This is a genomic window from Halomonas sp. AOP43-A1-21, assembly GCF_052376775.1.
GTDB classification, from domain to species: Bacteria; Pseudomonadota; Gammaproteobacteria; order Pseudomonadales; family Halomonadaceae; genus Vreelandella; species Vreelandella colorata.
Genome location: NZ_JBQSWC010000003.1, coordinates 33881 through 60880 on the forward strand (window position 1 = coordinate 33881; position 27000 = coordinate 60880).

27 protein-coding genes are annotated in these 27000 nt (G+C 52.1%); 13 read left to right on the top strand and 14 right to left on the bottom strand.

Features of this window, described 5'->3' with window-relative positions:
• Positions 1-88 precede the first annotated feature (88 nt).
• Together ACT3R7_RS02485 and gmhB are read left to right on the top strand one after the other, a co-directional pair.
• Positions 89-877, top strand: coding sequence for a hypothetical protein (locus ACT3R7_RS02485; protein WP_496198750.1), 789 nt, complete (start codon positions 89-91; stop codon positions 875-877).
• An 11-nt stretch (positions 878-888) separates the two neighbouring features.
• Positions 889-1461, top strand: coding sequence for a D-glycero-beta-D-manno-heptose 1,7-bisphosphate 7-phosphatase (gene gmhB, locus ACT3R7_RS02490; protein WP_496198751.1), 573 nt, complete (start codon positions 889-891; stop codon positions 1459-1461).
• 265 nt (positions 1462-1726) lie between these two features.
• Here the strand turns inward: gmhB and gyrB are convergent, their stop codons facing one another.
• The 4 genes from gyrB to dnaA all read right to left on the bottom strand — a co-directional run bounded on the left by gyrB (position 1727) and on the right by dnaA (position 8051).
• Complete coding sequence (gene gyrB / locus ACT3R7_RS02495; protein WP_018918392.1) at positions 1727-4147, bottom strand: DNA topoisomerase (ATP-hydrolyzing) subunit B; 2421 nt, start codon at positions 4145-4147, stop codon at positions 1727-1729.
• Between the two features lie 39 nt (positions 4148-4186).
• On the bottom strand, positions 4187-5287 hold the full coding sequence (gene recF / locus ACT3R7_RS02500) for a DNA replication/repair protein RecF (RefSeq protein WP_417421914.1): 1101 nt from the start codon (positions 5285-5287) through the stop codon (positions 4187-4189).
• A gap of 142 nt (positions 5288-5429) precedes the next feature.
• Positions 5430-6533 carry a DNA polymerase III subunit beta gene (gene dnaN / locus ACT3R7_RS02505; RefSeq protein ID WP_018918394.1) on the bottom strand — a complete coding sequence of 368 codons (1104 nt, stop codon included), beginning with the start codon at positions 6531-6533 and terminating at the stop codon, positions 5430-5432.
• Positions 6534-6578: 45 nt separating this feature from the next.
• Positions 6579-8051: a chromosomal replication initiator protein DnaA gene (gene dnaA, locus ACT3R7_RS02510; RefSeq protein WP_018918395.1), complete on the bottom strand. Its 1473-nt coding sequence runs from the start codon at positions 8049-8051 to the stop codon at positions 6579-6581.
• A 534-nt stretch (positions 8052-8585) separates the two neighbouring features.
• On the opposite strand from dnaA, the gene rpmH reads away from it, so the two are divergent.
• The 4 genes from rpmH (at position 8586) to mnmE (ending at position 12410) form a co-directional block, all read left to right on the top strand.
• Positions 8586-8720: a 50S ribosomal protein L34 gene (gene rpmH / locus ACT3R7_RS02515; RefSeq protein WP_008959105.1), complete on the top strand. Its 135-nt coding sequence runs from the start codon at positions 8586-8588 to the stop codon at positions 8718-8720.
• Between the two features lie 13 nt (positions 8721-8733).
• A complete protein-coding gene (rnpA, locus tag ACT3R7_RS02520) occupies positions 8734-9135 on the top strand; it encodes a ribonuclease P protein component (protein ID WP_192536749.1) in 402 nt (133 codons plus the stop codon).
• A gap of 115 nt (positions 9136-9250) precedes the next feature.
• A complete protein-coding gene (gene yidC / locus ACT3R7_RS02525; protein ID WP_192536750.1) occupies positions 9251-10939 on the top strand; it encodes a membrane protein insertase YidC in 1689 nt (562 codons plus the stop codon).
• A gap of 100 nt (positions 10940-11039) precedes the next feature.
• A complete protein-coding gene (gene mnmE / locus ACT3R7_RS02530; protein WP_496198752.1) occupies positions 11040-12410 on the top strand; it encodes a tRNA uridine-5-carboxymethylaminomethyl(34) synthesis GTPase MnmE in 1371 nt (456 codons plus the stop codon).
• A gap of 57 nt (positions 12411-12467) precedes the next feature.
• Here mnmE and ACT3R7_RS02535 read toward each other — a convergent pair whose 3' ends face one another.
• The 4 genes from ACT3R7_RS02535 to rarD form a co-directional block, all read right to left on the bottom strand.
• Positions 12468-13709, bottom strand: a complete 1242-nt coding sequence (locus ACT3R7_RS02535) for a Bcr/CflA family efflux MFS transporter (RefSeq protein WP_444490966.1) — start codon at positions 13707-13709, stop codon at positions 12468-12470.
• Complete coding sequence (locus ACT3R7_RS02540) at positions 13706-14314, bottom strand: TetR family transcriptional regulator (protein ID WP_444490967.1); 609 nt, start codon at positions 14312-14314, stop codon at positions 13706-13708. Before ACT3R7_RS02540 ends, ACT3R7_RS02535 begins: the two co-directional genes overlap by 4 nt.
• A 173-nt stretch (positions 14315-14487) precedes the next feature.
• Positions 14488-15606, bottom strand: coding sequence for a cobalamin-independent methionine synthase II family protein (locus ACT3R7_RS02545; protein WP_496198753.1), 1119 nt, complete (start codon positions 15604-15606; stop codon positions 14488-14490).
• A 165-nt stretch (positions 15607-15771) separates the two neighbouring features.
• On the bottom strand, positions 15772-16683 hold the full coding sequence (gene rarD / locus ACT3R7_RS02550) for an EamA family transporter RarD (RefSeq protein WP_496198754.1): 912 nt from the start codon (positions 16681-16683) through the stop codon (positions 15772-15774).
• Between the two features lie 111 nt (positions 16684-16794).
• On the opposite strand from rarD, the gene ACT3R7_RS02555 reads away from it, so the two are divergent.
• On the top strand, positions 16795-17244 hold the full coding sequence (locus ACT3R7_RS02555) for an Lrp/AsnC family transcriptional regulator (protein ID WP_496198755.1): 450 nt from the start codon (positions 16795-16797) through the stop codon (positions 17242-17244).
• A 6-nt stretch (positions 17245-17250) separates the two neighbouring features.
• Here ACT3R7_RS02555 and ACT3R7_RS02560 read toward each other — a convergent pair whose 3' ends face one another.
• From ACT3R7_RS02560 to rdgB, 4 genes are all read right to left on the bottom strand, one after another.
• Complete coding sequence (locus ACT3R7_RS02560) at positions 17251-18096, bottom strand: 23S rRNA (adenine(2030)-N(6))-methyltransferase RlmJ (protein ID WP_496198756.1); 846 nt, start codon at positions 18094-18096, stop codon at positions 17251-17253.
• Between the two features lie 85 nt (positions 18097-18181).
• On the bottom strand, positions 18182-18856 hold the full coding sequence (locus ACT3R7_RS02565) for an OmpA family protein (protein WP_496198757.1): 675 nt from the start codon (positions 18854-18856) through the stop codon (positions 18182-18184).
• A 31-nt stretch (positions 18857-18887) separates the two neighbouring features.
• Positions 18888-20054: a radical SAM family heme chaperone HemW gene (gene hemW / locus ACT3R7_RS02570; protein WP_192536758.1), complete on the bottom strand. Its 1167-nt coding sequence runs from the start codon at positions 20052-20054 to the stop codon at positions 18888-18890.
• On the bottom strand, positions 20047-20655 hold the full coding sequence (gene rdgB, locus ACT3R7_RS02575; protein WP_192536759.1) for an RdgB/HAM1 family non-canonical purine NTP pyrophosphatase: 609 nt from the start codon (positions 20653-20655) through the stop codon (positions 20047-20049). Before rdgB ends, hemW begins: the two co-directional genes overlap by 8 nt.
• 277 nt (positions 20656-20932) lie before the next feature.
• Here rdgB and ACT3R7_RS02580 point away from each other — a divergent pair, with 277 nt between their 5' ends.
• The 6 genes from ACT3R7_RS02580 to ACT3R7_RS02605 all read left to right on the top strand — a co-directional run bounded on the left by ACT3R7_RS02580 (position 20933) and on the right by ACT3R7_RS02605 (position 25200).
• On the top strand, positions 20933-21619 hold the full coding sequence (locus ACT3R7_RS02580; protein WP_192536760.1) for a LuxR C-terminal-related transcriptional regulator: 687 nt from the start codon (positions 20933-20935) through the stop codon (positions 21617-21619).
• Positions 21620-21648: 29 nt separating this feature from the next.
• Positions 21649-22164, top strand: coding sequence for a CsgE family curli-type amyloid fiber assembly protein (locus tag ACT3R7_RS02585; protein ID WP_192536761.1), 516 nt, complete (start codon positions 21649-21651; stop codon positions 22162-22164).
• Positions 22164-22589: a curli assembly protein CsgF gene (locus ACT3R7_RS02590; protein ID WP_192536762.1), complete on the top strand. Its 426-nt coding sequence runs from the start codon at positions 22164-22166 to the stop codon at positions 22587-22589. The genes ACT3R7_RS02585 and ACT3R7_RS02590 overlap by 1 nt, the downstream gene beginning before the upstream one ends.
• 99 nt (positions 22590-22688) lie before the next feature.
• On the top strand, positions 22689-23519 hold the full coding sequence (locus tag ACT3R7_RS02595) for a CsgG/HfaB family protein (RefSeq protein ID WP_192536763.1): 831 nt from the start codon (positions 22689-22691) through the stop codon (positions 23517-23519).
• A gap of 257 nt (positions 23520-23776) precedes the next feature.
• A complete protein-coding gene (locus tag ACT3R7_RS02600) occupies positions 23777-24304 on the top strand; it encodes a hypothetical protein (RefSeq protein ID WP_193091270.1) in 528 nt (175 codons plus the stop codon).
• Between the two features lie 59 nt (positions 24305-24363).
• Positions 24364-25200, top strand: coding sequence for a curlin subunit CsgB (locus ACT3R7_RS02605; RefSeq protein WP_192536765.1), 837 nt, complete (start codon positions 24364-24366; stop codon positions 25198-25200).
• A gap of 84 nt (positions 25201-25284) precedes the next feature.
• On the opposite strand, the gene ACT3R7_RS02610 is transcribed toward ACT3R7_RS02605, so the two are convergent.
• Positions 25285-25644, bottom strand: a complete 360-nt coding sequence (locus ACT3R7_RS02610) for a hypothetical protein (RefSeq protein ID WP_226940076.1) — start codon at positions 25642-25644, stop codon at positions 25285-25287.
• A 74-nt stretch (positions 25645-25718) separates the two neighbouring features.
• On the bottom strand, positions 25719-26999 hold the full coding sequence (hemL, locus tag ACT3R7_RS02615) for a glutamate-1-semialdehyde 2,1-aminomutase (protein WP_192536766.1): 1281 nt from the start codon (positions 26997-26999) through the stop codon (positions 25719-25721).
• Between the last annotated feature and the right edge of the window lies 1 nt (position 27000).

The following is a 27000-nucleotide window of genomic DNA, read 5'->3' on the forward strand; positions in this document are numbered from 1 at the left end:
AAATAAAATACTTAATATATTAAAGTCGTCTTTTTGCTTAGTAGATAAGCCTAGTAAGGCTGGAGCCTAAGCTCCTTGGAGATGCCCTGTGTACGATCTCTTTTTATTGGACTCGCTTCCCCAGCAGCAAGCGAACATGGCGTCCCATACGCTTAACGGCCAAAAAGTATGGCTAAAACGTGCCGCCAAGCGTAATTCGAAGCTTGCTTATGCGCCGCTAAAGCTGTTGGCTGCCTGGTGTAATATTGACGTGTTAAAACCAGTGCCTAATTTAGGTGGCGAGCAAAGCATTCTGGTGGAGTCGGCGCGGATCAAAACGTTAAGTAGCGCAGGTATTGCGGTTCCCACGATACTGGCAGAGCACCCTCGCGCCCTTCTGTTGGCGGATGCTGGGTCTTCAGATCAGCCTGCCATAACACTGCTCGATAAGCTTAAAAAAGCACGCAGTGTCGATGAAGTCGACAGTACACTTACGCAAAGCATTCAGGCGTTGAACGCCGTGCATGCGCGTGGCTGTTATCTTAGCGAAGCATTTGCCCGCAATATTTTGGTTACCCAGGATAAGACGGTTTTTATCGACTTTGAGACTGACCCCTGGAAGGTACATAGTCCAGTCAACTGTATGGTGCGTGATTGGTTTTGCTTTATTTTTTCTCTGTATGGCAAACTACACAAATCGCCAATGCAGGTTGAACGCTTGTCGCCTGCATTAATTGATGGGTTACATAACGCCCGCCAGGAAGTCCAAGACCAGTTTAAAAACACGCTGTCTAGACTTCTTCGTCTGCAAAAAATCCCCTTTAAGTACCTGGGTAGCGATGGGCGTAAAATTAGCGCTACTTTGCAGGCGCTGGCGGTGCTTAATCAGCGTCTCTAGTTGGAAACATAATGCCTACTTCCCCTCGGCAGCTGGTTATTCTTGATCGCGATGGCGTCATCAATCAGGATTCAGATGCGTATATTAAGTCGCTTGAAGAGTGGCTGCCCTACCCTTCAGCGATCAGCGCTATCGGCAAACTGTCCCAAGCTGGATTTACTGTGGCGGTGGCAACCAATCAATCTGGTATTGCCCGAGGCTACTATGATGAAAGCGTGCTCTCGGCAATGCATGCTCGGTTGAATCAGCTCGTCGAAGCCGCCGGTGGACACATTGCGCATATTGCTTACTGCCCACACGGGCCCGAGGATGACTGCCAATGCCGCAAACCCCTGCCCGGCTTACTGCATGATATTCAGCGCGAACTTGATCTTCAAAGCTTGGCGGGTAGCTGGATGGTGGGTGATAGCCTGCGTGATTTACAGGCGGGCAAGGCATGCGGCTGTCGGCCGGTATTGGTAAAAACGGGTAAGGGTGAGAAAACGTTAGCCAAGGCGATTGGCCTGGAAGGCGCACGAATTCATGCTGATCTTGCAGAGTTTGTCGATTGGCTTTTAGTTAACCATTCTCCGCTGCAGAAGTAATCATTTTATCAACAGCCTAGTTATCAGCAGCTTACTTATCCCCAACCTGTTTTTATAAAGCTTCTATTTATACTATAAAAATTTTTTCATAAAAAAATGCCGCAGGTTTAAAACCGGCGGCATTTTCATTTTTAGCTATATTTTCAGTACTGCGCTAACTTTTTCGTACTGTCATACAATCCGCAGATAAAGGCCTGCAAGTTAAAAGCATGTTTCACGTGAAACATTTAAACCGAGGCCCACATCCTATTTCCAGCACCGTGACTTATACGTCAAGGTTAGCAACCAGCGCGTTAGTCTCGATAAAGTCACGGCGTGGCTCTACGTCATCGCCCATCAATGTATTAAACATCTTATCGGCCGCGACAGCATCTTCAATCGTAACGCGTAGCATGCGGCGGCTATCTGGATCCATGGTGGTTTCCCACAGCTGGTCGGGGTTCATTTCCCCTAGCCCTTTGTAGCGCTGTACTGACAAGCCACGCTGGCCTTCCTGCATTAGCCATTCAAGCACTTCGGAGAAATGCGCAACCGGCTTCTGGCGCTCGCCACGCGAAATAAACGCGCCCTCTTCAAGCAACCCGTCAAGCGTGTCGCCCAGCGCTGAAATCGCCCGATAATCGGCGCTCTCAAAGAAATCTAGGCCCCAGTCGTACTCGGTCGTTACGCCGTGGGCAACCAATGATACAGTGGGTAGCAGTAAGCCGCGCTCTTCATCCTGTTTCAGGTAGAAGGTATAGCGCGGGCCACCTTCATAGGCCACCATGTCATCCATGGTTTTCTGCAGCTCGGCAATCCAGTTTTCCATCGTCACGTGGTCTTTCAGGCTTGTTTCACCCTGTAAGCCGGTGGCATGGATAATCTGTTTTAGCACTTCGATCGGATATACCCGCGCCAAGCGATCAATCCGCTTCATAACATTGCGGTATTGATTAACCAGCGTTTCCAGCTGCGACCCGGCGATTCCCGGTGCCTCGGCGTTGACGTACAGACCTGCGCCATCCAATGCTGTGGTGGTCAGGTAATCAATCATGGCCTGCTCATCTTTCAAGTAAAGCTCTTGCTTACCCCGCTTGATCTTGTAAAGCGGCGGCTGAGCAATAAAGATGTGGCCACGCTCAATCAGCTCCGGCATCTGACGGAAGAAGAACGTCAGCAGCAGCGTACGGATGTGCGAACCATCCACATCCGCATCGGTCATGATGATGACAGAGTGGTAACGCAGTTTGTCTGGGTTAAATTCTTCTCGACCGATGCCACAACCTAAGGCTGTGATTAGCGTGCCTACCTCTGCAGATGAAAGCATCTTGTCAAAGCGTGCTTTCTCGACGTTAAGAATTTTACCTTTCAGCGGCAAAATGGCCTGCGTACGCCGATCGCGGCCTTGCTTGGCACTGCCGCCGGCCGAGTCACCCTCCACCAGGTAAAGCTCAGATTGACTGGGATCTTTTTCCTGGCAATCGGCAAGCTTACCCGGCAGCCCTGCGATATCCAACGCGCCTTTACGCCGCGTCATATCCCGCGCTTTACGCGCTGCTTCACGCGCACGCGCCGCATCCAGCATTTTATTAACGATGGCTTTGGCTTCGCTGGGCTTCTCGATCAGGTACTCAGAAAACAGGCGACCCATTTCCTGCTCAACCGCCGTTTTCACTTCACTGGAGACCAGCTTGTCTTTGGTCTGCGAAGAGAATTTCGGATCCGGCACTTTAACCGAAATAATTGCCGTCAGGCCTTCACGTGCATCGTCGCCTGCAGTATTAACCTTGGCTTTTTTGAGCAGGCCTTCCGCTTCGATGTAGTTATTCATCGTACGCGTCAGTGCCGCCCGGAAGCCGGCCAAGTGAGTACCGCCATCCCGCTGAGGAATATTATTGGTATAGCAGAAAATGCTTTCGGTGAAGACGTCGCTCCACTGCATGGCCACTTCTACTTCTACGCCATCTTCTCGCGAGGCGTTGAAATGGAAAACAGGATTCAGCACCGTCTTGTTAGAATTCAGGTGATCAACAAATGCTTTCAAGCCGCCTTCATAATGAAACAGCTCTTCTTTTCCGCTGCGGTCATCCAGCAAGCGGATAGCGACGCCGGAATTCAAAAACGACAGCTCGCGCAGACGTTTAGCCAGAATATCGTAATGGAATTCGATATTGGCAAAGGTGTTAGGCGAAGGACGGAAATGAACACGTGAGCCGGTTTTTTCCGTTTTACCTACGACGCTAAGCGGTGCCTGAGGCACGCCGTGGTGATAAATCTGCTCAAATACTTCGCCCTGGCGCCAAATCGTCAGGCGCAGCTCTTCAGACAGCGCGTTAACGACGGAAACACCTACGCCGTGAAGGCCGCCGGATACTTTATATGAGTTATCATCAAATTTGCCGCCAGCGTGTAGCACGGTCATGATAACTTCAGCGGCAGAAACCCCCTCGCCTTCATGCAGTTCGGTGGGTATACCGCGTCCATTATCACTAACGGTTACCGACTCATCGGCATGAATGACCACGCGAATCTCACTACAGTGGCCTGCCAACGCTTCGTCGATGGAGTTATCCACCAACTCGAAGACCATATGGTGCAATCCGGTGCCGTCATCGGTATCGCCGATGTACATACCTGGACGTTTGCGTACTGCATCCAGCCCTTTGAGCACCTTGATGCTTGATGAATCGTAAGCCTGCTCGCTCATTGACCACTCCGTCGTGAAGTCTGTCTCGTTCCGTGTCGTTTACCCGCCCTGCAACTGGCTAAGCCCCTGTTCATTATGTTTCACGTGAAACATGCTAACCGGGGTTTCTAATTGCCACATATTCTGCAATGCGGCGGGGTCAACGCTGGTAATAAAAGCCTGACACTGCATCTCTTCAAGCAACTGACAGAAACGCTGTCGATGCTGTTCATCCAGCTCCGCTGGCAAATCATCAATTAAATAGATGCAGTGCCGCTGTGCTGTTCTTTCCAGAAACCGCCCTTGGGCAAGCTTGAGTGCGCTTACCACCAGCTTTTGCTGGCCTCTGGAAAGTACTTCTACAGCGGGCTGTTTGTTAAGCCTGATACGTAAATCGGCGCGCTGAGGGCCCTGCTGGGTAAACCCCATCTGCTGGTCGGTTAACCGATTATCCTGAAGCACTTCAGCAAGCGTTTTTTGCTTATCCCATCCACGAGCGTAATTAAGCTTTAAGCCAGGTAACGGAAGCAGTACATTAAGCGTCTCTTCAAAGACTGGAAGAAACTCGCTAAACCACTCAAATCGTAACCTATCAACTACCTCGCCCCATAGCACCAGTTCCTGTTCCCAAGCCGTCATTTCCTGAGGATCTATTCTACCACGCCTGAGTAGCGCGTTCCGATGTTTCACTGCTCGACGCGTGCGCTTCCACGCTTCAAGAAAGTGTTGTTTCACGTGAAACACTCCCCAGTCGAAAAACTCCCTGCGTCCGGCGGGCGACCCTTCCAGCAGCCTGAAGGCATCAGGGTTAATTAACTGAAGCGGCATGGCCTCCACTAACTCAGCTAAACGCACCCCTTTATCGCCCCTTAGGCGCAGCTCAAGCTCTCTCTGAGCCCTTAACCGACGAACCCCTACCGAAACCTCAGGCTCACCTTGAAGGCGCCCGTAGAGCGTCATATGCGGCTGATCCGCCTGAATGGCATTTTTTAACTGCCGGGTACGAAAAGACCGTCCCATACCTAGAATATGAATGCCTTCCAATAGGCTGGTTTTACCACTGCCGTTTGGACCGCTAATGATATTAATTCTGGATGAGGGACGCATCTCAAGCGGGATCAAATTCCGCAGGCCCTGGAAGTTAAGCTGTATCAGGCTCATTCAAGCTCGCTGGTTAAAGTCCCACAACAATGAGTAGCCAGGCAAAAAAGTGAAAACGGCGCTTCTGCTGTCAGAAGCGCCGCTCTCCCTGCATAGGCTACTTTACACACCTTACTCGGCATTAAGGCAGCCTGGCGGTTATTTACAGCCGCATGGGCATAACGACGTAAAGCGCGTCGCCACCACCCGGCTCTTCAAGCAATGCACTGCTATTAGGATCCGCCAGCGTCACCTGGACTCTGTCTACGCTCAATACAGACAGTACATCCACTAGATAGCCTACGTTGAAGCCAACTTCCATTGCCGTGCCGTTATATTCAACCGCCACGTTCTCTTCGGCTTCTTCCTGCTCAGGGTTATTGGCCATTACCTTGAGATTGTTCTCCTCAAGATACAGACGCACACCGCGATACTTTTCATTGGAGAGAATCGCGGTACGCGACAACACCTGACGCAGCTCGGCTCGCTCGGCGATCAGTACTTTATCACCATTGCGCGGTACAACTCGTTCGTAATCGGGGAACTTGCCGTCGATCAGTTTCGAGGTGAACGTAAAGTCACCGGTATGGGCACGCACATGGGTTGAGCCCAGCGTTAAGCTGACCGGCTCGTCACTGTCATCAAGTAGGCGCGAAAGCTCAAGAATACCCTTGCGCGGTACAATCAGTTTTTGCGACTGGCTAACGGCAACCTCAACCGGGCGTGAGCACATCGCCAGGCGGTGGCCATCGGTTGCAACCGTACGTAATAGATTACTCTGAATCTCAATCAGCATACCGTTGAGGTAGTAGCGAACATCCTGCTGAGCCATGGCAAACGATGTGGCTTCGATAAGATGTTTTAACGTGCCCCGCGGAACGCTCAGCTCTTGGCTACCGTCGGCATCTTCAATATTGGGGAATTCGGCGACCGGCAGTGTCGAGAGCGTAAAACGTGAACGACCGCTGCGCAGTACCGCACGGCCATCCTCTACCGCCAGATGAATCTCTGATTGATCAGGCAGCGATTTACAAATATCCATCAGCTTGCGAGCTGGCACTGTGGCAGCGCCAGGCTGGTCTACCTGGCTTGCTACCGTACGCCCGATAAGCTCAACTTCTAAATCCGTACCGGTCAAGGAGACCTGATCGCCTTCGACCTGAATCAATACGTTAGAGAGTACAGGCAGCGTTTGACGACGTTCTACCACGCCTGCCACCAGCGTCAGCGGACGCAGCAATGCCTCTCGGGAAATGGAAAATTTCATCAACACTCCGGTTTATATCCTGAAAACCTGCAGACGACAGGCTGATTAGCTGGTTAATAGGCGCAGCAGATTTTTATAATCCTCGCGAATATCCGCGCTTTCCTCTTGCAAGGATTTCACCTTGCGGCAGGCGTGAAGCACCGTTGTATGATCACGGCCTCCAAACGCATCGCCGATTTCCGGCAGACTGTGATTGGTAAGCTCTTTGGCTAACGCCATAGCTACCTGCCGGGGGCGAGCTACCGAACGCGAGCGCCGCTTGGATAATAAATCCGCCACCTTAATCTTGTAGTACTCGGCTACCGTGCGCTGGATGTTATCCACACCCACCTGCTTATCCTGAAGCGCGAGCAAATCTTTTAACGACTCACGGATAAAGTCCTGGGTAATCGGTTTACCCATAAAGTGTGAGTCAGCAATGACTTTTTTCAGCGCGCCTTCCAGCTCACGAACGTTAGAGCGGATTTTTTGAGCAATAAAGAAAGCGGCATCATGGGGTAAATCGACCTTAGCCTGGTCGGCTTTTTTCATCAAGATAGCGACTCGGGTCTCAAGTTCAGGCGGCTCAATTGCCACCGTCAACCCCCAGCCAAACCGGGATTTCAAGCGCTCTTCCACGCCGCTTATCTCTTTGGGATAGCGGTCAGAGGTAAGAATCATTTGCTGGCCACCTTCTAATAGTGCATTAAAGGTGTGGAAAAACTCTTCCTGAGAGCGCTCTTTGCCAGCGAAAAACTGAATATCGTCAATTAACAGCGCATCAACGCTGCGGTAAAACCGCTTGAAGTCGTTAATCGCATTAAGCTGAAGCGCTTTAACCATGTCCGCGACAAAACGCTCTGAATGCAGGTAAACCACTCGGGCATTATCCCGACGGCCGGCTAATGCGTTACCGACAGCATGCATCAAGTGCGTTTTACCTAAGCCTACCCCGCCGTATAGAAATAGTGGGTTATAGGCACCGCCCGGATTTTCCGACACTTGTCGGGAGGCGGCTCGGGCCAGCTGGTTCGACTTACCTTCAACAAAGGTATCAAAAGTAAAATTAGGATTAAGTCCACTGCCGTGCTTAAGGCTTCCCTCCACCTGAACCTGGCGCTCGTTGTTGCGCCGACGCGGCGCTTCTTCGCGTTCGCGCATCTGGTCGATTTCACGCTCATCGGCAATATCTCCGCGCGGCGGCGTATGTACAGCAGGCGCCGACGAACGGTCAGTGGCCGCTGAAACAGGGTTGCCCAAATCGCGAGGTTGAGGAGCCGGGGCCGCTGGGCGGCGGCTACCCACCGTAAGGCTTACCTTAGGCGGTTTAGAGGGCGCAAGCTCACGAATCAGCTCGCTGATCCGCTTAGCATACTTGTCACTCACCCAATCGCGCACAAAGCGATTAGGCGCCAGTAAGCGCAGCTCGTTGGACTCTCCTTCTTCTGCCTGGAGTGGACGTATCCAGGTATTGAATTGCTGTGAATTCAATTCGTCCTGCAGGTAGTCCAGGCACTGCTGCCAAAGCGCGAGTGACACTCATCTCACCATCGGTTGAAAACGGCCGACCATTGTAGCGCCCAAAGGCGCGGTTATCCACACGGGTTTAGCCTTCAATTTCGCCTGTGGACAACTTTCTTTAAGGTCTCGGGACAACCCCCCTAACGGCGTGGGGATAGATTGGATTTTCCGGTTTTCCAAAGGGTTTAATCACACCAAGCCAACAGCTTATTTGCCGGTTATACGATACTTATGCACATTGTTTTTATGATTTTAAAATAATGATAAATAGAAAGATTAATCACTTATCCACAAATTGTATCCCCACTATTAATAACAATAGGTTTTAAAATACTTAACTAGTAATAGTAGTTGCCAAGGTAATGGGTGAAGATAACCCACAGAGCAAATGCCCATTGCCTTTTTGTCGCTTTTTGTGCAAGGAAAAATTGCACCCGGCGCGGGAAGTCTCTACAATTTCCGGTCTTGATTTGAAACTCCCCGGCTAGTTTCCTCACTGGACCGGGTCTTTTGGATTCACATCCGTCCTAAACCACGTGGGAATAACGAGTTATGAAACGCACTTTTCAACCCAGCGTTCTCAAGCGCAAGCGCGCGCATGGCTTCCGTGCTCGTATGGCAACCAAAAACGGCCGTGCCGTACTCGCACGCCGCCGCGCCAAAGGCCGCAAGCGTCTGAGCGCCTGATCTCGGATTGCGTGTGCCGCATCAAGGCTATCCCCGGTGTTTACGTCTGCTAAATGCCGGGGATTTTAGTCACGTGTTTGAACAGGCCGACCTCAAAGTTCATGGCAAAGGTATGATGGCGTTAGCGCGCATGAGTACCCGGGGACACCCCCGCGTCGGACTGGTGGTCAGCAAAAAAAATGTAAAACGTGCTGTCGATCGCAACCGCTTTAAGCGTCTTGTTCGAGAATCCGCCCGCCTTCGCCAGGATCACCTACCCTCAATGGATATCGTGATACTTGCTAAGCGCGGCGTACAGGACATCGATAACGAAACGCTTTTTCGCCAGTTACATGGCATGTGGAAACGGCTTCAGCGTGACGCCCAAACGGTATCAGTAGCACCACCGTCTGATGGCGTAACACGTGACTCTTGACGACGCATCTCGCCGCTCGACCTTGGCCTGCCGCTTGGCAGGCTTTCGTGTGTCATGGGTCGAGTAAATGATACTGCGCCATTAGCATGTTCATCACCCAGCGGGCAGAACCCTCATGGACGTAAAAAGACTTCTATTACTGATTCCACTGGCAGTACTTGCCTATCTACTGGTCATTCAGTGGAATCAGGATTATGGGCCGACAGATTACGACTCGACGCCTGAGATTACACAAAGCACGAGCAATGCGCCCTTAAGCAATAGCGAAGACGAAAACGGTTTAGCCGTTCCATCTACGTCGGCGCCCAATACGGCGATTGACGAAGGCATGCCTGGCGACGCGGAAAGCGAAACGTCCAGCCGTGACCTGATCGCAGTGGCCACCGACGTACTCGACGTGCGTATTGATCCGCATGGCGGCGATATCGTGTACGCCGCACTGCCGCAACACAAGATGACGTTGGATACTGAGCGCAACTACGTGTTGCTTTCAGACAATGCAACGCGCAGCTACGTTGCGCGCTCAGGCTTGCAGCTGGACGGTCAGGCAAGCCGTATTGCCTTTACCCCGGAAAGCAGCGCCTATCGCATGAGCGATGACGAAGATCAGTTGAATGTCGATCTACGCGCTGAGATTAATGGCGTTGAGATCACCAAGCGGCTTACCTTCGAACGCGGAAATTATGCGGTTAACGTCAATTACTATGTTGCCAATAATACCGATGCGCCGGTTAGCGCTCGCTTTATCGGCCAACTGGCACGTGATAACAGCCCGGACCCGTCAAGCGGCGTTGCCTTGGGCATGAAGTCCTATATTGGTGCAGCCTACTCCACGCCTGATGCGCGGTATGAAAAGGTTGATTTCGAAGATATTCGAAACCGCAACTTTGAGAACCGTGAAGCACAAGGCGGCTGGATCGCGATTATTCAGCACTACTTCGTGTCCGCCTGGGCACCGGCACAAGATCAGCAAAACCTTTACTACGTTACGACCGATTCAAGCGATCGCAATGTAGTTGCCTTTGCAGGCCCGACCAGCAATGTCGCGGCTAATAGCGAAGCAACACTCGGCGCAACGCTGTATATGGGTCCTAAGGTTCAGGATTATCTTGAGCAAGTGGCACCTAATCTGCGCTTAACCGTCGACTACGGCTGGCTGTGGTTTATTGCCAACCCGCTGTTCTGGCTGCTGGACAAGATCCACGACATCGTGGGCAACTGGGGCTGGTCGATTGTTCTGCTGACGGTTGTGGTTAAGCTGGTGCTCTTCCCGCTGTCTGCCAAGGCTTACAAGTCCATGGCACGCATGCGTAAGCTGGGCCCGGAAATGCAGCGTCTTAAAGAGATGTATGGCGATGATCGCCAGAAAATGTCTCAAGAGATGATGAAGTTCTACCAAAAGGAGAAGATCAATCCTTTAGGTGGCTGTTTACCCATCGTGATCCAGATGCCGGTATTTATCGCGCTTTACTGGATGTTGCTGGAATCCGTTGAGCTGCGTCACGCGCCGTTTATCTTCTGGATTCAGGATCTGTCGATTAAGGATCCGTACTTCATTCTGCCGATCTTGATGGGTGCGTCTATGTTTGTTCAGCAGATGCTGAACCCGACACCGCCGGATCCGATGCAGGCGAAGATCATGAAGATGCTGCCGATTATCTTCACCTTCTTCTTCCTGTGGTTCCCGGCTGGCCTGGTAATTTACTGGGTAGTCAACAACATCATTTCGGTCGCGCAGCAGTACTTCATAACGCGCAGCATCGAGAAAGACCCAAGCGTGGGTAAAGGGATGCGAACCAAGTAATCCCCCAACGCTTTGCTAACAGACCCCCGCCCTAGTGCGGGGGTCTGGCGTTTTAAAGACGACAAATTCACAATGTAGGCATCTATTAAAGAGGCGCGCCATGGTTGAACGACTTTACACCCAGGATACGATTACTGCGCTGGCCACTCCGCCTGGCCGCGGTGGTGTAGGCATTATCCGCGTCTCCGGGCCTGCCTGCCGGGATATCGCCAAGGCCATACTCGGTGATTGCCCCACGCCCCGAAACGCTTACTTCGGCCCATTTAAAGGCCCTGAAAGCGTTATTGACGAAGGCATCGCGCTACTGTTTAACGGCCCGCACTCGTTTACCGGTGAAGACGTGCTGGAGCTGCAGGGGCACGGTGGCCCGATCATCATGGACATGCTGCTAGAACGCTGTGTGGCCTTGGGTGCGCGGTTAGCCCGGCCCGGCGAATTTTCCGAGCGCGCTTTTCTAAACGATAAGCTCGACCTCGCCCAGGCCGAAGCCATCGCCGATCTAATTGACGCGACGTCACGCTCGGCCGCAGAGAATGCTGTGCGCTCGCTGCAAGGGGAGTTCTCAAAGCGGGTTGGCGATCTAGTGGGGCAGCTTATCGAGCTGCGTGTCTATGTAGAAGCCGCCATCGACTTCCCTGAAGAAGAGATCGACTTCCTGGCTGACGGACATGTCGCCAAGCGTCTGGAAGGCGTCCAGCAAGCGCTCAGCGATGTACGCAAGGCAGCCGGGCAAGGCGCGCTCTTGCGCGAAGGAATGAGCGTGGTGATTGCCGGGCGCCCTAATGCTGGCAAATCCAGCCTGCTTAACGCGTTGACTGAGCAAGACACCGCCATTGTTACCGATATTGCCGGCACCACGCGGGATGTTCTACGCGAATATATTCATATCGATGGTATGCCGCTGCACATCATTGATACCGCCGGGTTGCGCGATACACCGGATGCCGTCGAAAAAATCGGCGTTGCCCGCGCCTGGACCGAAATTGAAAAAGCCGACCGCGTACTGCTACTGGTCGATGCGTCCACTACCGCAGCAACGGACCCCATGGTCATCTGGCCTGAGTTTGTGGCAAGGCTGCCTGATCAGAGCCGTCTGACCCTGGTGCGTAACAAAATCGATACCAGTGCCGAACCAGCAAGCATTGATTTATCCACAGCCACACCGACGTTACGCCTATCGGCCAAAACCGGTGCCGGTGTGGATAACTTAAAAAACCACCTCAAGGACGTAATGGGCTTTGCCGCCACCACCGAAGGACGTTTCTCCGCACGCCGACGCCACCTGGACGCCCTCGACCGGGCAATGGCAGCGCTCGACACAGGGCGTGCTCAGCTAGACGGCTACGGGGCAGGCGAACTGCTTGCCGAAGACCTGCGCGACGCGCAGCAGGCACTCGGTGAAATTACCGGCGACTTTAGCGCTGATGATTTGCTGGGCGAGATTTTCGGCAGCTTCTGTATCGGCAAGTAAAACCAAAAGCGCCCATCAGGTCGTCCTGATGGGCGCAAAGCGCTATCACCGGTCGGCTCAAGCCGATCCGGTGGCGCCACTCGGATAGGCAGCGCCCTGAGTTTTAAGCCTTGCCATCCAGCACAGCACCAACGCCAACACCCCACATACAGCGATGGTGGCCGGCAGCTGAGAAGGGCTGACGGTGGTCAGGCTGACCGCAAAGCCGACCACGGCGGAGAGCAGGTACTGAAGTACGCCCATCAGCGCCGAAGCCACGCCGGCGGGGGAATCCGCCGCGTTCATGATCAACGCCATCACGTTACCGAACACCATGCCGAGCGAGGCGATCGCGAGCCCCAGAATGAGGCCGTAGGTCAGAAGCGTCGGCGCGCCGAGGACGTTGACGCACCAGAGCGCCGCGCCGGCCAGGGTGTAAATCGCCGTACCCGCCATCATGACGCGAAACGTCGACCACTCGCGCTTGATGAGCGCGTTGCTAACCGCCCCGCCGACCACCAGACCCACGGAGTTGGCGGCGAAGAGCTGGCTGTACTGGGTCGAATTCAGTCCGAAGTGCTCCATGAACACGAACGACGAGCCGCTGATATAAGAGAAAAACGCCCCAAGCACCAACCCGCTTGCCACGCTGTAGAGCATGAACACCGGCTGTACAAAAAGCCGCGCGTAGCCTTTCACGATGCTCGCCCCGCTGAGTGCCACGCGCTGCTCAGTTGCCAGTGTATCCGGCACGCTGACGAGCCCCCACACCAGCGTGATCAGGGCCAGCGCCGCCATGACCCAGAAGATCATGTGCCACTCGGCATAGAGCAGCACCAGTCCGCCCAGTACCGGGGCCACGATCGGGGCCACCATCATCACCTGCATGAGAATGGAGAGCTTCTGCGCCGATTCTTTGAGCTCGTAGACGTCGTCGATGATCGCGCGCGGCGCCACCAGCCCCGCCGATGCGCCGAGCGCCTGCAGAAAGCGGGCGGCCATCAGCATCTCGAAGGAGTGGGCCAGGGCAGCGAGAATCGAGCCCCCGATAAACACCACAAGCCCGGCCAAAAGCGGCCAGCGGCGGCCAAAGCGGTCCAGCAGCGGTCCGTAGATGGCCTGCCCGACTGCCAGTCCGATTAGAAAGACCGCCAGGGTCTGCTGAATATGGCCGGCAGACACCCCGAGATCCTCGGCAATGTTCGGCATGCCCGGCAGGTACATGTCGATGGCCATGGCGTCCAGCGCGGTGATCAGCGCCAGTAAAATGAGAAGCCCGGTCCCGATGGACTGGATGCGATGTGTCGCTTGCTGGGTCATGACGTTTTATCCGTATCGAGATGGTGGATCAGTGAGTCTTCGAACACGCTCAAAAGCGCCGCCAAGCGGCGTTCGCCGAGCTCGGCAGTGGTGTAGATCAATTTAACCTGGAGGCTGTCGACGATGCCGAGGTAGGCTTCGCCAAATCGCGATACCTGGGTCGATGTCGGCGTGATGGTCGCCTTTTCCCAGCGCGACAGCTTGTCCAGAAAATGGGCCTTCAACTGCGCAAGATACGTTTCGTGCAGTGCATCGACCGGCTCGGTGAGCGTGACCGGCGATATGTAGCTTGCGCGCAGGAAAAAGCGCAGATGCGCGACCTCACCGAAGCGGCGCACCAGCGCCTGGCAGTAGTGAGAGCCGGGGAGCGCCTCGCTGCCTTCGTCGGCAAAGCAGTCGTCGGCGAAGGCGCGCTCTTTGGTGAGAGCCTCCTCGAAGGCCGCCATGAAGAGCGCCTCCTTGGACGCAAAGTGAGCGTAGAGCGACGCCTTGCGGATTCCCACTGCCTCGGCGATAGCGGATAGCGAGGCGCCGTCGTAACTCGCCGCGGCAAAGTGCGTCACCGCCGCCTCGACGATACGCTGGGTCGCCTTTGAACGTGCCATTTGCACACACCTCATAAAGCGCTGATGAAAGGAGCTGCGCAATATACTACCTACCGATAGGTAGGTAGGTAGGTAGGTAGGTAAATACTTTCACGCCATTTAAATCAAAAAAACCCCGCCAACGCATCGGCGCCGGCGGGGTTTGAAAGGTGCGAATGTGAACGTGTTCGGCGCTACTCGCCCCAGACCTCTCGGGCGACCTGCACGACCAGCGCAAGCTTGGCCTGCTGCTCGGCCTCGGTGATCGTGTTGCCCTCTTCCGTGGAGGCGAAACCACACTGGGTGCTCAGACAAAGCTGCTCGAGCGGTACGAAACGCGCCGCTTCATGAATGCGCGCCTTGATCGTTTCCGGGTCTTCGAGTTCGCCGGTTTTGGTAGTAACGAGCCCCAGCACCACTTTCTGATGGCCAGGCTTGATGAAACGCAGGGGTTCGAAGTCACCGGCGCGGTCGGAGTCGTACTCCAGGAAGAAAGCGTCAATATTGACCGAGCCAAACAGCAGCTCGGCAACCGGCTCGTAGCCGCCTTCGGATATCCAGGTAGAGCGGAAGTTGCCGCGGCACACGTGCATGCCCACCACCAGATCATGCGGCTTGTCCTCAAGCGCTTGGTTGATAACCTCGGCATACACTTGGGCCAGATGGTCCGGATCCTCTCCGCGCTCGATCACCAAGGCGCGCTGCTCTTGCGAGCACAGGTACGCCCAGACGGTATCGTCAAGCTGAAGGTAGCGACAGCCAGCGGCATAAAACGCGCTGATCGCATCTTTATAGAGGTTCGCCAAGTCGATGAAGAAGTCGTCGATATTCGGATAAGCCTCTTCACTGACCACGCCACGTCCACCCCGAAAATGCAGTACGCTGGGGCTCGGAATGGTCATCTTGGGCACCGTGCCCTCAGCAATGCTGGCAAGAAATGTAAAGTCTTCAAGCATTGGATGACGACCAAATTCCAATTTGCTCGTCACGCGCACGTTGCGCGACTTGGTCTGCACACCGGCAAATTGGATACCCTGCTCGGCATCGTAGCCTTCAATGCCTTCAAGACCTTCAAGACCTTCAAAAAAATCGAAATGCCACCAGGCGCGACGAAACTCACCATCGGTCACCACTTTCAAGCCACACTGGCACTGGCTTTTCACCGCATGCGCAATGGCCTCATCCTCGACGCGACGCAGATCACGGGCATCCAGTTCACCGGCTTGATGCGCCTGGCGAGCATTTTTAATAGCGGTGGGTCGCAGAAGACTGCCGACCACATCGGCGGAAAAAGGGGTAGGGTTAAGGCTCATTTAGCATCTCCACCGGTAGATTGGACGTATCGTGTATCGCCCTATCCTCCCCCATCCTCAAGACGCATTAAAATGATCATTTCTTGAGTATGCATGAACGACTTTAATGCAGAGTAGCCACTTGATATTGCTAGTGATTAACAATTTATTGCTGGGCACGCTTGTTTAAACGGTGGGTAATATCGCCCTCGATTTTTTGAAATGCTGCCAACCTCCTAGTGCAAGTACCATCACGGCTAACCAAATCGCGATATACGTTGGCCACTCGTGAGGAACAATCACCTCGCCTAAAAGCAGCGCCACGCCCAACAGCAGTATGGGTTCAACATACACCAAAAGGCCAAACAGGCTCAGATTGAGCAGCGGAGCAGAAAGCGCCTGAAAACCCAGAGCGAGCGCACTGAGCAAACCCAGCCCAGCTACCAACCCCAACGCTTCGATACTAAACGCGGGCGTCGCCGCTATGTGGCCGCCATCAAGAATAAAGTAAACACATACCGGCAGGCTGAGCAGCATATCCCACCAGAGCCCGCCAATATGATTGGTATCGGTTTTACGCCTAAGCCAGAAGTAGCCCGGATAGCCTAAACACACCGCCAGGGTAGTCCAGGCCAGCGTTTGTGATATGACTAACTGATTAGCGATGCCCGCCACCGCCAGCAAACAAGCAATCTTCTGAAAGCCTGACAGACGGTCGCCGAACGCGATACGTCCAATAATCACCATGGCAATCGGCATCATGAAGTAGCCCAGCGATACCGCGAGGCCGTGGCCATTACCCGGTGCCCACATGAATAGCCACAGCTGAATGCCCAGCATAAACGCTGATATCAGTCGTGTAGCCCAGAAGTAACGCTCTGTGAGCAGGCGCCGGCCAATGGCGACTATTTGCGTTCCATAGCCCCGCCATAGAATAAACAGGCTCAAGCAGGGAAATGTCAGCAGAATACGCCATCCGTACAGTTCGCCCCCCTCCATGGAAGGAAGCAGAGCGGTATAGGCAAACAGTAAAGCAAACAAGGCCGAGGCTATCACATTCAGCGTGACACCCAGCGGCGTATTGGGGTTAGCGTGCATAAGCCATTTCTGGTTAGTTAAATTTGGCGTTATTTTATTGCAACATACTTGATAAAGGCGCTTGTATTACCTACTGTCAGCGAGAAAATTTCTCACTTGGCTGGCTTTATTATGCTTGATGACTTTGACCGAACCCTGCTAGAACTTTTACAGAAGGATTGCCAGACGCCGCTTCGCGAGCTGGCTGAAACCGTCCATCTCTCCACGGCTTCCGTCCAGCGACGTATACAAAAGCTAAAAAACGGTGGCTTTATCCAGGCGAGCGTGGCGGTGCTTGACCCCGATAGGTTGGGCCAGGTCATTACCTTACTGGTCGAAATACAGGCGGTTAAAACGCATGCTGCTGACTTGGCGCTGCTCAAGGCCCAATTTTCCGGGCCTGAGATTCAGCAGTGTTACTACGTTACCGGTGAGGCGGACTTCATGCTGGTATTACTGGTGCCCAGCATGAGCCGGTTTCAGGAGCTCTGCGACACCCTGTTTCACAACAACCCCAACGTCAAATGGTTTAAAACCACCGTGGTGCTGGACCGGGTCAAAACTACGCTGGAAGTTATATAACCCTAGCTACTCCTCGACCCACCACTGTGCTTCATAGCGGCTTTCATCCCCAAGGTAGGGAGTAAGCTGGGCCATTGCTGCCTCCAGGCGCTCATCCAGCCCCCAGGGCGGGTTAATCACCAGCATACCGCTGCCGTACATACCATGGGTCTGTTCGCCCAGCTCACGCAGTAAAAGCTCGCTACGCCATATCTTACGCACGCCGCTCGTCTTTAGCGCGTCTAGCAGTACGTGATGGTGACCCGCTGGCAGCAGCGGATACCAGACTAGCACTACGCCATGGCGCGCCTTTTCAAACGTATAAGCGACGGTATCGGCTACTTCCTGATACTCCGCTTTACGCTCAAAACTTGGGTCAATCAACACGCAAAGTCGTGGCGTGGCTACCGGTAGCATGGTGCTTAACCCATCAAGCCCATCGCCATAAATGCGTCGCGCCTGGGTGGCCAACTCTTGGGAAGCCAAGTGCTGGTGCTCGCCGGGATGCAGCTCAAAAAGGCGCAGTTGATCCTGAGTGCGTAACGACTCTCCAAACCACCAAGGCGATCCCGGATAGTGGGTAAGCTCGCTAGGCGCTGGCTGTGCACCCAATAATACATTCATCCAATCCGTTAACAGAGGGTCTGTTAGCTGATCGCGCTTCTGCCATAAAGGCCAAATGCCCTCGCGGTACTCTTGGAGCCGCTGTATCTCTTTAGTGGCAAGTGGATAAAGTCCACGCCCCGCGTGCGTATCCACATATGTAATGGCTGTTTTTTTACGTAATAAATAATTATTAACGCTGTAAAGGGTTAGATGCTTGTGTACATCGGCAAAGTTACCGGCATGATAAGCGTGTTGATAAGACAGCATGGTCGCTCGACATCAAGTGAACAAAAAAGCCCGCTATGGGAGCATAGCGGGCTTTGAAGGACAATGCGCGGGTTACACGGGTCGCTTATCTTTGGCCGTTGCCCGTTGGCGTCAAGGTAATTTCTACCCGACGGTTTTGCGCTCGGCCCTGATCGGTATTATTGCTGGCAACGGGCTGGTTAGCCCCGTATCCCATAGTGTTAAGACGTGAAGACGAAACGCCATTTTGACTCAGGTAATTGCCGACGGCTTGAGCACGACGCTCAGACAGGCGCTGATTGTAACTGGCGTCGCCCGTGCTATCAGTATGCCCGGCAATATTCACGCGGGTATCGGTGTATTGAGAAACCACGTTTGCGACTTCATTGAGTGCGCTGCGCGCATCGCTGGTCAGGTCAGAAGAATCAAAACCGAACGTAACGCTGCTGGGCATATTCAGCACGATATCGTCGCCACGACGGTCGATTTCGATGCGCGAACCCTGCAGATTCTGACGTAATTGCTGCTCCTGGCGGTCCATATAAGCACCTACACCCGCGCCCGCAGCGGCACCAACGGCTGCACCAATCAAGGCACGGTCGCGGCGGCTGGTGCTGCCATCGCCAGAAAGGGCGCCCGCTGCTGCGCCTACCGCGGCGCCAATCCCGGTACCGATACCAGTAGAAGAACGTTGTGTCTGGCCACCGTAAGGATTAGACGTTGCACAGCCCGCCACTAAAATTGCGGCAGCCAATGGGGTCAGTAGTCGAGAAATACGCATCGCTCACTCCTTGTTTGTCTTTGCGCTTAAGTCATTCGTCGCTGATACACTCCAGCAACTCATTCAAGAATAATAGACCTTGAGGCGATGCACGCAGCTTTTCAGGCATTTCCATCAAAAGTCCTTTTTTGTGGGCCCTTTGTAAACGTGTCAGGAGCACCGCATCGACCTGCCCGGTATGCCGTGACCAGGCTTGCATGCTAACGCCTTCGGTTAAACGCAGCGCATTCATGGCGAATTCCAGCGGCAGCTCGTCAATGGTAATCGGCTGTTTGCCCGCTAAAAAGCCCCGAGGATCGCTAGCCCGCCGTAAATAAGCCTCGGGCTGACGCGTTTTCCAGCGTCGCTCAATATGCCACTGCCCATCTGTATCGATAGTTGTCAGCTTGCCGTGGGCACCGGCGCCAATACCCAGGTAATCACCAAACTGCCAATAGTTGAGATTATGCCTGCTCTGCCTTCCAGGCTGGGAATAGGCTGAAATTTCGTAGCGCGCAAAACCTGCCTGCTCTAACCGCTGGTGGCCTAGCTCCTGAATATCCCAAAGTGCTTCTTCTTCAGGCAGCACGGGGGGCTGTGAATGAAACGCCGTATTGGGTTCAAGCGTGAGCTGATACCAAGAGAGATGATCCGGCGAAAGGTCTAGCGCCTGATCAATATCCGCAAGTGCCAAGGAAGGCGTCTGGTCGGGCAATCCATGCATTAAATCGATATTGATATTATCAAAGCCCGCCGCGCGCGCCTGCCCTACCGCGCTGATAGCTTCTTCGCCACCATGAATACGCCCCAGCGCCTTGAGCTGGGCTGGCTGAAAGCTCTGCGTACCCAGCGAGAGGCGGTTAATACCGGCCTCGCGATAGCCAATAAAGCGCGTCTGCTCGGTGGTGCCGGGATTCGCCTCCATGGTGATTTCAATACCCGGCGCAAATGCTAGACGCGCGCGTATTTCACTGAAAAGACGTTCATAAAACGCAGGTGACATAAGGCTTGGCGTACCGCCACCGATAAAAATGGTGTGGATCTGTCGCTCAGCGGCTAACGCTAAATCGCCGTCCAAATCGCTTAGTAGCGCTTTTAAATAATCGACTTCAGGCAACTCACCGTTAGGCTCATGAGAGTTAAAATCGCAATACGGACACTTACGCACACACCAGGGCGTATGGATATAGAGCGATAGCGGTGGCAGTGGATTAGCCATGCGCCACCTTAAGCATATCGACCAACCCTGTGAGCGCCCGTCCTCGATGGCTCAAACGATTTTTCATTTCGCTGGGTAGTTCAGCCACACTCATGGCCTGATCAGGAAGCCAGAACAGCGGGTCATAGCCAAAGCCGCCTTCCCCGCGAGGGTGGGCAAGCAACTCTCCTTCCCAGCTACGTTGGACAATTACCGGCACCGGGTCCAACGGGTGACGCAAATACACCAGTACGCACCAGTAGCGTCCCGTACGCTGACCCTCAGCATAGTCACTTAATGCTGCTAAGAGCTTTTCATTATTACGCTGGTCACTTTTAGGCTCGCCGGCATAGCGCGCGGAATAAATTCCCGGCTCGCCGGAAAGGGCATCGACTTCTAATCCAGAATCATCGGCGAGTGCCGGAAAGCCGCTGATACGGCTCGCTTCACGGGCTTTCAGCAGTGCGTTTTCGACAAAAGTCAGCCCCGTTTCTTCAACATCATGTACGCCAAAGTCTGCTTGGGGGCGTACATCAAACCCCAATGGTGAAAGTAACTGATTGAATTCTTTTAGTTTTCCTGCATTACTGCTGGCTAGAACAAGGGTATTTACCGTGGCCATTACTTTTCTCCAAACGTCAGTAGGTCAGTGTACGCCTAACAAAATCGTTCTATATCTAACAAAATGTTACCAAATGTACATAATAATTTAGTTAAAAATATCCTAAATATTAATAAAAGATATTTACTAACAATAAGTTATTAAAAATAATTCGATTTATAGCTTGGTTGACATAGGTTATTTTTAAAATAATCTAGTAACAATACTTTACGAAAACACACTTATAGTCGACACTGATTTTGTTGCCAGCTCACTCCTTCTTACCAGAGGCGTTATCATGAAAAAGGAACAGTCACCCGACTCGGTATATATCCTTACAGAGCAAAGCCCTCAATCTCAGCTATTTGCAGAATATCTAAATAAGCATACCGGCTACCAAGTAAGTGTTTACTCACGTCATTCTTCGCTTCCTGCAGGTACATCAGAAAAGCTTCTGCTGCTTATTGATAGCGATCATATCAGTATCGATGCCTTACCCGAATGGCAAGATCAGTTACCTGAAGCATTATCAAAAGCAACGCTTGCCGCGTTTAATATCCGCAATATGAATCATGCTTTAGAAGCGCTTTCCTGTGCCCATTTAACAGGTGTTTTTTATCGCGAACAGAGTTTGGATATTATTTGTAAAGGCGTACATGCCTTATTAGATGGTGAGCTTTGGATGTCGCGCGAGTTAATGGCTCGGCTAATCCTTTTTTATCGCAAATCACAAAACAATGCGTTTAGACCAACCTGCGGCCTAACCAACCGTGAAATTGAAATTATTTCGTTGCTAAAAGCAGGTTCTTCTAATCAACAAATTGCTGAGCGGTTATTTGTTAGCGAGCATACGGTTAAGTCACATCTTTATAATATATTCCGAAAAATAAATGTACATAACCGTATACAAGCTTTGAACTGGATCCATCAAAATCTCGGGCCTATTCTTCCGGCTATCGATAAACCCCGTGGACTAAAAAACTAATAACAACACTGGCGTGAGGTTATATCGTGATGTCTTTTCTTCGTTATTTAACTCCACACTGTGTGCTTTTCCTATTCCTATTATCACCATTAATGGCCAGTGAGACGCAATCACCGATTGATGTATCACCCTCAAGTGAACAAGAGGAAATCGATTCTATTAATCAGCTATCAAGTCCCGATGGCCCTGAAGTGGAAAGTGTTAAAAGGGCTAGTAGCGAACTGACCGGGGTAATGGTAGACCGCACCATTACCATGGCGGGTAAGACATTTTATCGCGCGTTTAGTCAACGTGCCATGGACAACCTGATTATTGGTAATGCCACCATCACGATACAAGAACGCCCCGATGCTCGCTGGGGCAGCCAAATATGGGTGATGGATGGAAACCGTATGTATTTTCGCACACAGCTTTCTCCAAGGATTAGTGAAGCTGATCGCGCCGCAGGAGAAGCGGTACAAATCGTCGAAGAAGCGCTGCTACGCCAACAAATAGCCTCGGCGCTGACCTCCGACAAAGACTTGGGAAGAGAGGAGATACGTTAATGAATGCTATAAAAAGGTCCGCCCGACACACACTGCTAGCCGTAACGCTGGGCACATTGATAGCGTCAACCGCATCCGCCGGCGAGTTGATTTATCGTCCCCTAAACCCCTCTTTTGGTGGCGACCCTTTTATGGGTACCTACCTATTGGGTAAAGCGCAATCGCAAGATACCAATACAGACCCTAATTCGAGAGGTATTGAGACAATATCCTCCACTGAAAGGCTAGTTCAAAGTCTGGAAAGCCGCTTGATTTCCCAACTTATTTCAGATGTTGGCGCAGGTAATGTCGGCCAGGGTTCCTTTGATAGCGGTGACTTTAGTGTGGTGGTCCGCGACGAAGGCGGGCAATTGATTGTACGTGTCATCGATAAAGTAACCGGCGATGTAACGAATATCAGCGTTGGCGGATTATTTAATCCTTAGCAATCGAGCCTGACTTTCAATCCTGAAAGATTAATAACGAAAAAACCAATAAGGCTTAAAAAGCCTCGCCACTATCCTAGATGCTGTCAGGGGAACATCATGAAATTCATTGCTTCTCTTATAATGCTCGCGCTGCTTAGCGGTTGTGCGGGTATGGTTGCGAACTCTGAAAATTTAGAAGGCGCTCAAGCAACGCTTACGCCGCGTGGGGCAACTTACCAGGACCTTGTTTCATTGCCGCCGCCTGCCGGAAAAATTTTTGTATCGGTTTATGATTTTAGAGATCAAACCGGCCAATATCGACCCGCGCCGGCCAGTACATTTTCGACCGCCGTTACCCAGGGGGCGGCGGCAATGCTAACCGGTGCACTAGCCGACTCAGGCTGGTTTATTCCTCTTGAACGGGTGGGATTACAAAACCTGCTTACGGAGCGACGCATTATACGCGCAGAGTTTGAGCGCTTTGGCCAGCCAGATACGCTTCCTTCACTACGCGCGGCCTCGGTAATGTTAGAAGGCGGCATTATTGCGTATGAATCCAATGTACGTACTGGGGGGGCGGGTGCTGAGTATTTCGGTATTGGAGCCTCAGGGCAGTATCAGGTCGACCAAGTAACGGTTAACTTACGCGCCGTTGAGATATCCACAGGTGAAGTACTGGCTAACGTCACCACAACGAAAACTATCTACTCTAAAGAAGTAAGAGCAGGCGTCTATCGCTTTATTGATTTCCGGCGCTTATTGGAAGCCGAAGTGGGAATTACCACTAATGAGCCTGTTCAAATGGCGGTTATGTCGGCCATTGAATCCGCCGTTATTCATTTAGTAGCTCGTGGCGTTGAAAACAATCTTTGGAATCTTTCCAATGGCGTTAACTTTCAAGAGACTATTTTGTCAGAATATTTAAGCGCGCCTACGCCCATGCTATAAACACCATCCCTTTTATAACCATTATTCTCTATCAAGTAATTTTTTAAAATCAAGCGGCTTTGCCTTAGGCTAAGCCGCTTTTTTTAATATTAGTCATACTCATTATTTATAAAGTATGAAATAGCTCATCAATAAGGCGTATAAAAACATTAGAAAATGCGCCATTAAAATAACAAAATTACTGATAGCGTAAAACTTTAAATAGTCCACACTCAACACATGAATTAAATTTACATTAGCATCTAAGAGTAAAGAAAATGAATCGTAAATTAGCAGACGTTCAGCACTCAACAGTGCTACTCAAACAAAAATCAATGAACACTTTGCTATTAATGGCGGTACTCTTAGCGTTTACCAGTAATGCCAATGCAGATAAAAATCGTATTGAGCAGTACTTTAATCAGGTTGACACACAAACCTATCAAGGAAATTACAGCGTTATTTCTCAAATAGGTAATAACAATCAGGCAACCGTTAAGCAGTCTTATTCTGCCGCTTATCAAATAGGTAATTTTTCACACATCGGTCAACGCGGTAATGAGAATACTGCTTCAATTACTCAGGTTGGCGGTAAGAATTATGGCGTCATTCTTCAAGCCGGCAATCATCATAATGCAATTATTAATCAGTCTGGAAACCAGCAAGAATTAGCAACCTATGTTTCTCAGACTGGCTTAAGAAGCGACATACAAGTTTCACAATCGGGGAGTGGCTATCGCAACATAGGCATAGAGCAACAAGCATCCTCTGGCTATACACGACCAGTCACCGTCGAAACCTACTGAGCAATACTTCTTTTGTCTCAGTAACAACCAAAGCAAGCATAAAAGGATGGGGAAACAACATGAAAACACAAATCACCGCTATCGCCGCTGCTGTTACTTTCGCTATGAGCACTGGTGCTTTCGCACAGTTCGCAGGAAGTGACTCGACTATCTATCAAAGTGGCAATAACAATACTAACGATGTAACTCAGTGGGGAACACAAACGTCGCGTGTTTATCAAGAAGGCGGCTTTAACTCCACTACCGTATCACAGGATGATATTGCAGGTGTTGCAACAACCCTGCCTGGCCGTAACAACTCAGGTATCGACCAAATTGGTCAAGGGAACTCAGCGGAAGTAACTCAGTTAGGCGCATGGAACAGCTCTACTGTGTATCAGGAAGGTAGTAACAATGATGCTAGCGTTGATCAAGACGGTTCAAAAAACCTGTCTGTAGCAACGCAAGTGGGTAGCTTCAATAACGCCAACGTGACTCAGGATGGCCGGTTCAACGACAGCTATACCTACCAGGAAGGCGGCAATAATACTGCGACCGTTAATCAGGAAGGCTTTGCCAACAAATCTGTCGTTGAAGAAATCGGCACCTTCAATAATGCCGCTATTACCCAGAACGGTTCTTACAACGATAGCTATGCATACCTGGATGGAAACAATAACGTTGCCACCGTTAACCAAGATGGTTATTCGCTGGAAAGCACTATTTTAGCCAGTGGCAACCACAATACTCATAACGTTATGCAGTCTGGCTATGGCCATGACTCCTATATCAATACTGTTGGCAGCTTTAACGAGCATAACGTTTCTCAAAGCGGTTCTTTCTGGGGCGGTCAGCATACCTCCAGCATCGTGACTTATGGCAATGGCAACATCAACACAGTAAGCCAAGGCCAATAAGCAGACGGCTTAAGGTCTATTCAAACCGCCCCTCTCGGGGCGGTTTTTTGCTTGCGACAATTTATATCTACAATAAAAAGCGCCCTAACGAATCCCCACGGTTAACGTTCCACCAGCGCCCTGGGTGGATGAACGCGAACGATTACCACCTTTTTGAATATCTACTTCCAGGCGCTGATTCTCGCTTAACAGTTTAACCGTGCCCTCAAGTGCTGACCCGGTAAACGAATACTCAGTGGGAACCGTACCACGCTCCTCGATATGCTCGATGGTTTGGCCGTTCTGGGTGATACGCCAGTGGGCAGAAAATACCGCACCCGGGGTGCCTTCCATCATGATATGAATGTTATCCATTTCCTGCTCCTCGAACGCGTGGGCGCTAAAAGGGAAGCCAATGGCAAGTGCGGCAATCAAGGCCATCGGAATAGGCGTTATTATCGACATAGTGGCGACCTCGCTAACCACAAAAGCCGCTCGGTATGAGCGGCTTTTTGAAGTTTAGCAGGCGTTACGTTCGGTTACATTATGTTAAAGGCTTTTTCGGCGGCATTCAGCGTGTACTGAATATCTTCTGGCGTATGCGCACTCGACATAAATCCGGCTTCAAACGCGGAAGGGGCCAGATACACGCCGTGATCCAGCATCGCACCGAAGAAACGGCGGAAAGCTTCAGGGTCACAGGCGGTTGCCTGGGCAAAGTTATCTACTCGGCTTTGTGAGGTGAAGAAAATGCCGAACATCCCACCGGCCGACTGCGTCATCATGGGTACGCCAGCCGCGTTGGCACGCTCCTGCAAACCGTTGCACAGCGTTTCCACTCGCTGAGTGAGCGCATCATGAAAGCCGGGTACCTGAAGCTTGGTCAGAAGCGCAACCCCTGCCGCCATGGCTAGTGGGTTTCCTGACAGTGTACCCGCCTGGTAGATCGGTCCCATCGGCGAGATGTTTTGCATGATGTCGCGCTTGCCGCCAAAGGCGCCTACCGGCATACCGCCACCCACGATTTTACCCAGGCAGGTTAAATCGGGAACAATTGAGTAATGTGCCTGCGCGCCACCCAAGGCAACTCGAAACCCGGTCATCACTTCGTCAAAAATCAGGATGCTGCCGTGCTCGTTACACACCCGACGCAGGGTTTCCAGAAAGCCCGGCTGGGGGGGAATACAGTTCATGTTGCCGGCGACAGGCTCAACGATGATGCAGGCAATCTGATCACCGATTTCTGCAAAGCACTCTTCAACGCCTTCAATATCGTTATAAGACAGCGTAATGGTATGTTCGGCAAGCGATGCCGGAACGCCTGGCGAACTGGGTTCACCGTGGGTAAGCGCGCCTGAACCGGCTTTCACCAGCAGCGAATCTGAATGGCCGTGATAATTGCCTTCAAACTTGACGATTTTATCGCGCCCGGTAGTGCCACGCGCCAGCCGAATGGCCGACATGGTCGCCTCGGTACCAGAACTCGTCATACGCACCATTTCCATGGAGGGGATCATCTCGCAGATCAGATCCGCCATGGTGGTTTCAACCGCCGTGGGCGTACCAAACGAAAGACCGTTATCCAGGCGGGCGCGTACGGCAGCCAAAACGTCCTGATCAGCGTGACCGGTAATCATTGGCCCCCAGGAACCCACGTAATCCACGTAGCGATTACCTTCCACATCAAACAGGTAGGCGCCTTGAGCGCGCTCCATAAACACCGGCGGACGATGCAGGCCTTTAAACGCGCGTACCGGTGAATTTACGCCACCTGGAATATGGCGGCTAGCAAGCTCAAACAGTTCAGCAGATGTGGTCATG

Coding starts and splice junctions, on each gene's coding strand:
- gmhB (WP_496198751.1), top strand. CDS start 889: ATGCCTACTTCCCCTCGGCAGCTGGTTATTCTTGATCGCGATGGCGTC.
- gyrB (WP_018918392.1), bottom strand. CDS start 4,147: ATGAGCGAGCAGGCTTACGATTCATCAAGCATCAAGGTGCTCAAAGGG.
- recF (WP_417421914.1), bottom strand. CDS start 5,287: ATGAGCCTGATACAGCTTAACTTCCAGGGCCTGCGGAATTTGATCCCG.
- dnaN (WP_018918394.1), bottom strand. CDS start 6,533: ATGAAATTTTCCATTTCCCGAGAGGCATTGCTGCGTCCGCTGACGCTG.
- rpmH (WP_008959105.1), top strand. CDS start 8,586: ATGAAACGCACTTTTCAACCCAGCGTTCTCAAGCGCAAGCGCGCGCAT.
- yidC (WP_192536750.1), top strand. CDS start 9,251: ATGGACGTAAAAAGACTTCTATTACTGATTCCACTGGCAGTACTTGCC.
- mnmE (WP_496198752.1), top strand. CDS start 11,040: ATGGTTGAACGACTTTACACCCAGGATACGATTACTGCGCTGGCCACT.
- ACT3R7_RS02535 (WP_444490966.1), bottom strand. CDS start 13,709: ATGACCCAGCAAGCGACACATCGCATCCAGTCCATCGGGACCGGGCTT.
- ACT3R7_RS02540 (WP_444490967.1), bottom strand. CDS start 14,314: ATGGCACGTTCAAAGGCGACCCAGCGTATCGTCGAGGCGGCGGTGACG.
- ACT3R7_RS02545 (WP_496198753.1), bottom strand. CDS start 15,606: ATGAGCCTTAACCCTACCCCTTTTTCCGCCGATGTGGTCGGCAGTCTT.
- rarD (WP_496198754.1), bottom strand. CDS start 16,683: ATGCACGCTAACCCCAATACGCCGCTGGGTGTCACGCTGAATGTGATA.
- ACT3R7_RS02555 (WP_496198755.1), top strand. CDS start 16,795: ATGCTTGATGACTTTGACCGAACCCTGCTAGAACTTTTACAGAAGGAT.
- ACT3R7_RS02560 (WP_496198756.1), bottom strand. CDS start 18,096: ATGCTGTCTTATCAACACGCTTATCATGCCGGTAACTTTGCCGATGTA.
- ACT3R7_RS02565 (WP_496198757.1), bottom strand. CDS start 18,856: ATGCGTATTTCTCGACTACTGACCCCATTGGCTGCCGCAATTTTAGTG.
- hemW (WP_192536758.1), bottom strand. CDS start 20,054: ATGGCTAATCCACTGCCACCGCTATCGCTCTATATCCATACGCCCTGG.
- rdgB (WP_192536759.1), bottom strand. CDS start 20,655: ATGGCCACGGTAAATACCCTTGTTCTAGCCAGCAGTAATGCAGGAAAA.
- ACT3R7_RS02580 (WP_192536760.1), top strand. CDS start 20,933: ATGAAAAAGGAACAGTCACCCGACTCGGTATATATCCTTACAGAGCAA.
- ACT3R7_RS02585 (WP_192536761.1), top strand. CDS start 21,649: ATGTCTTTTCTTCGTTATTTAACTCCACACTGTGTGCTTTTCCTATTC.
- ACT3R7_RS02590 (WP_192536762.1), top strand. CDS start 22,164: ATGAATGCTATAAAAAGGTCCGCCCGACACACACTGCTAGCCGTAACG.
- ACT3R7_RS02595 (WP_192536763.1), top strand. CDS start 22,689: ATGAAATTCATTGCTTCTCTTATAATGCTCGCGCTGCTTAGCGGTTGT.
- ACT3R7_RS02600 (WP_193091270.1), top strand. CDS start 23,777: ATGAATCGTAAATTAGCAGACGTTCAGCACTCAACAGTGCTACTCAAA.
- ACT3R7_RS02605 (WP_192536765.1), top strand. CDS start 24,364: ATGAAAACACAAATCACCGCTATCGCCGCTGCTGTTACTTTCGCTATG.
- ACT3R7_RS02610 (WP_226940076.1), bottom strand. CDS start 25,644: ATGTCGATAATAACGCCTATTCCGATGGCCTTGATTGCCGCACTTGCC.
- hemL (WP_192536766.1), bottom strand. CDS start 26,999: ATGACCACATCTGCTGAACTGTTTGAGCTTGCTAGCCGCCATATTCCA.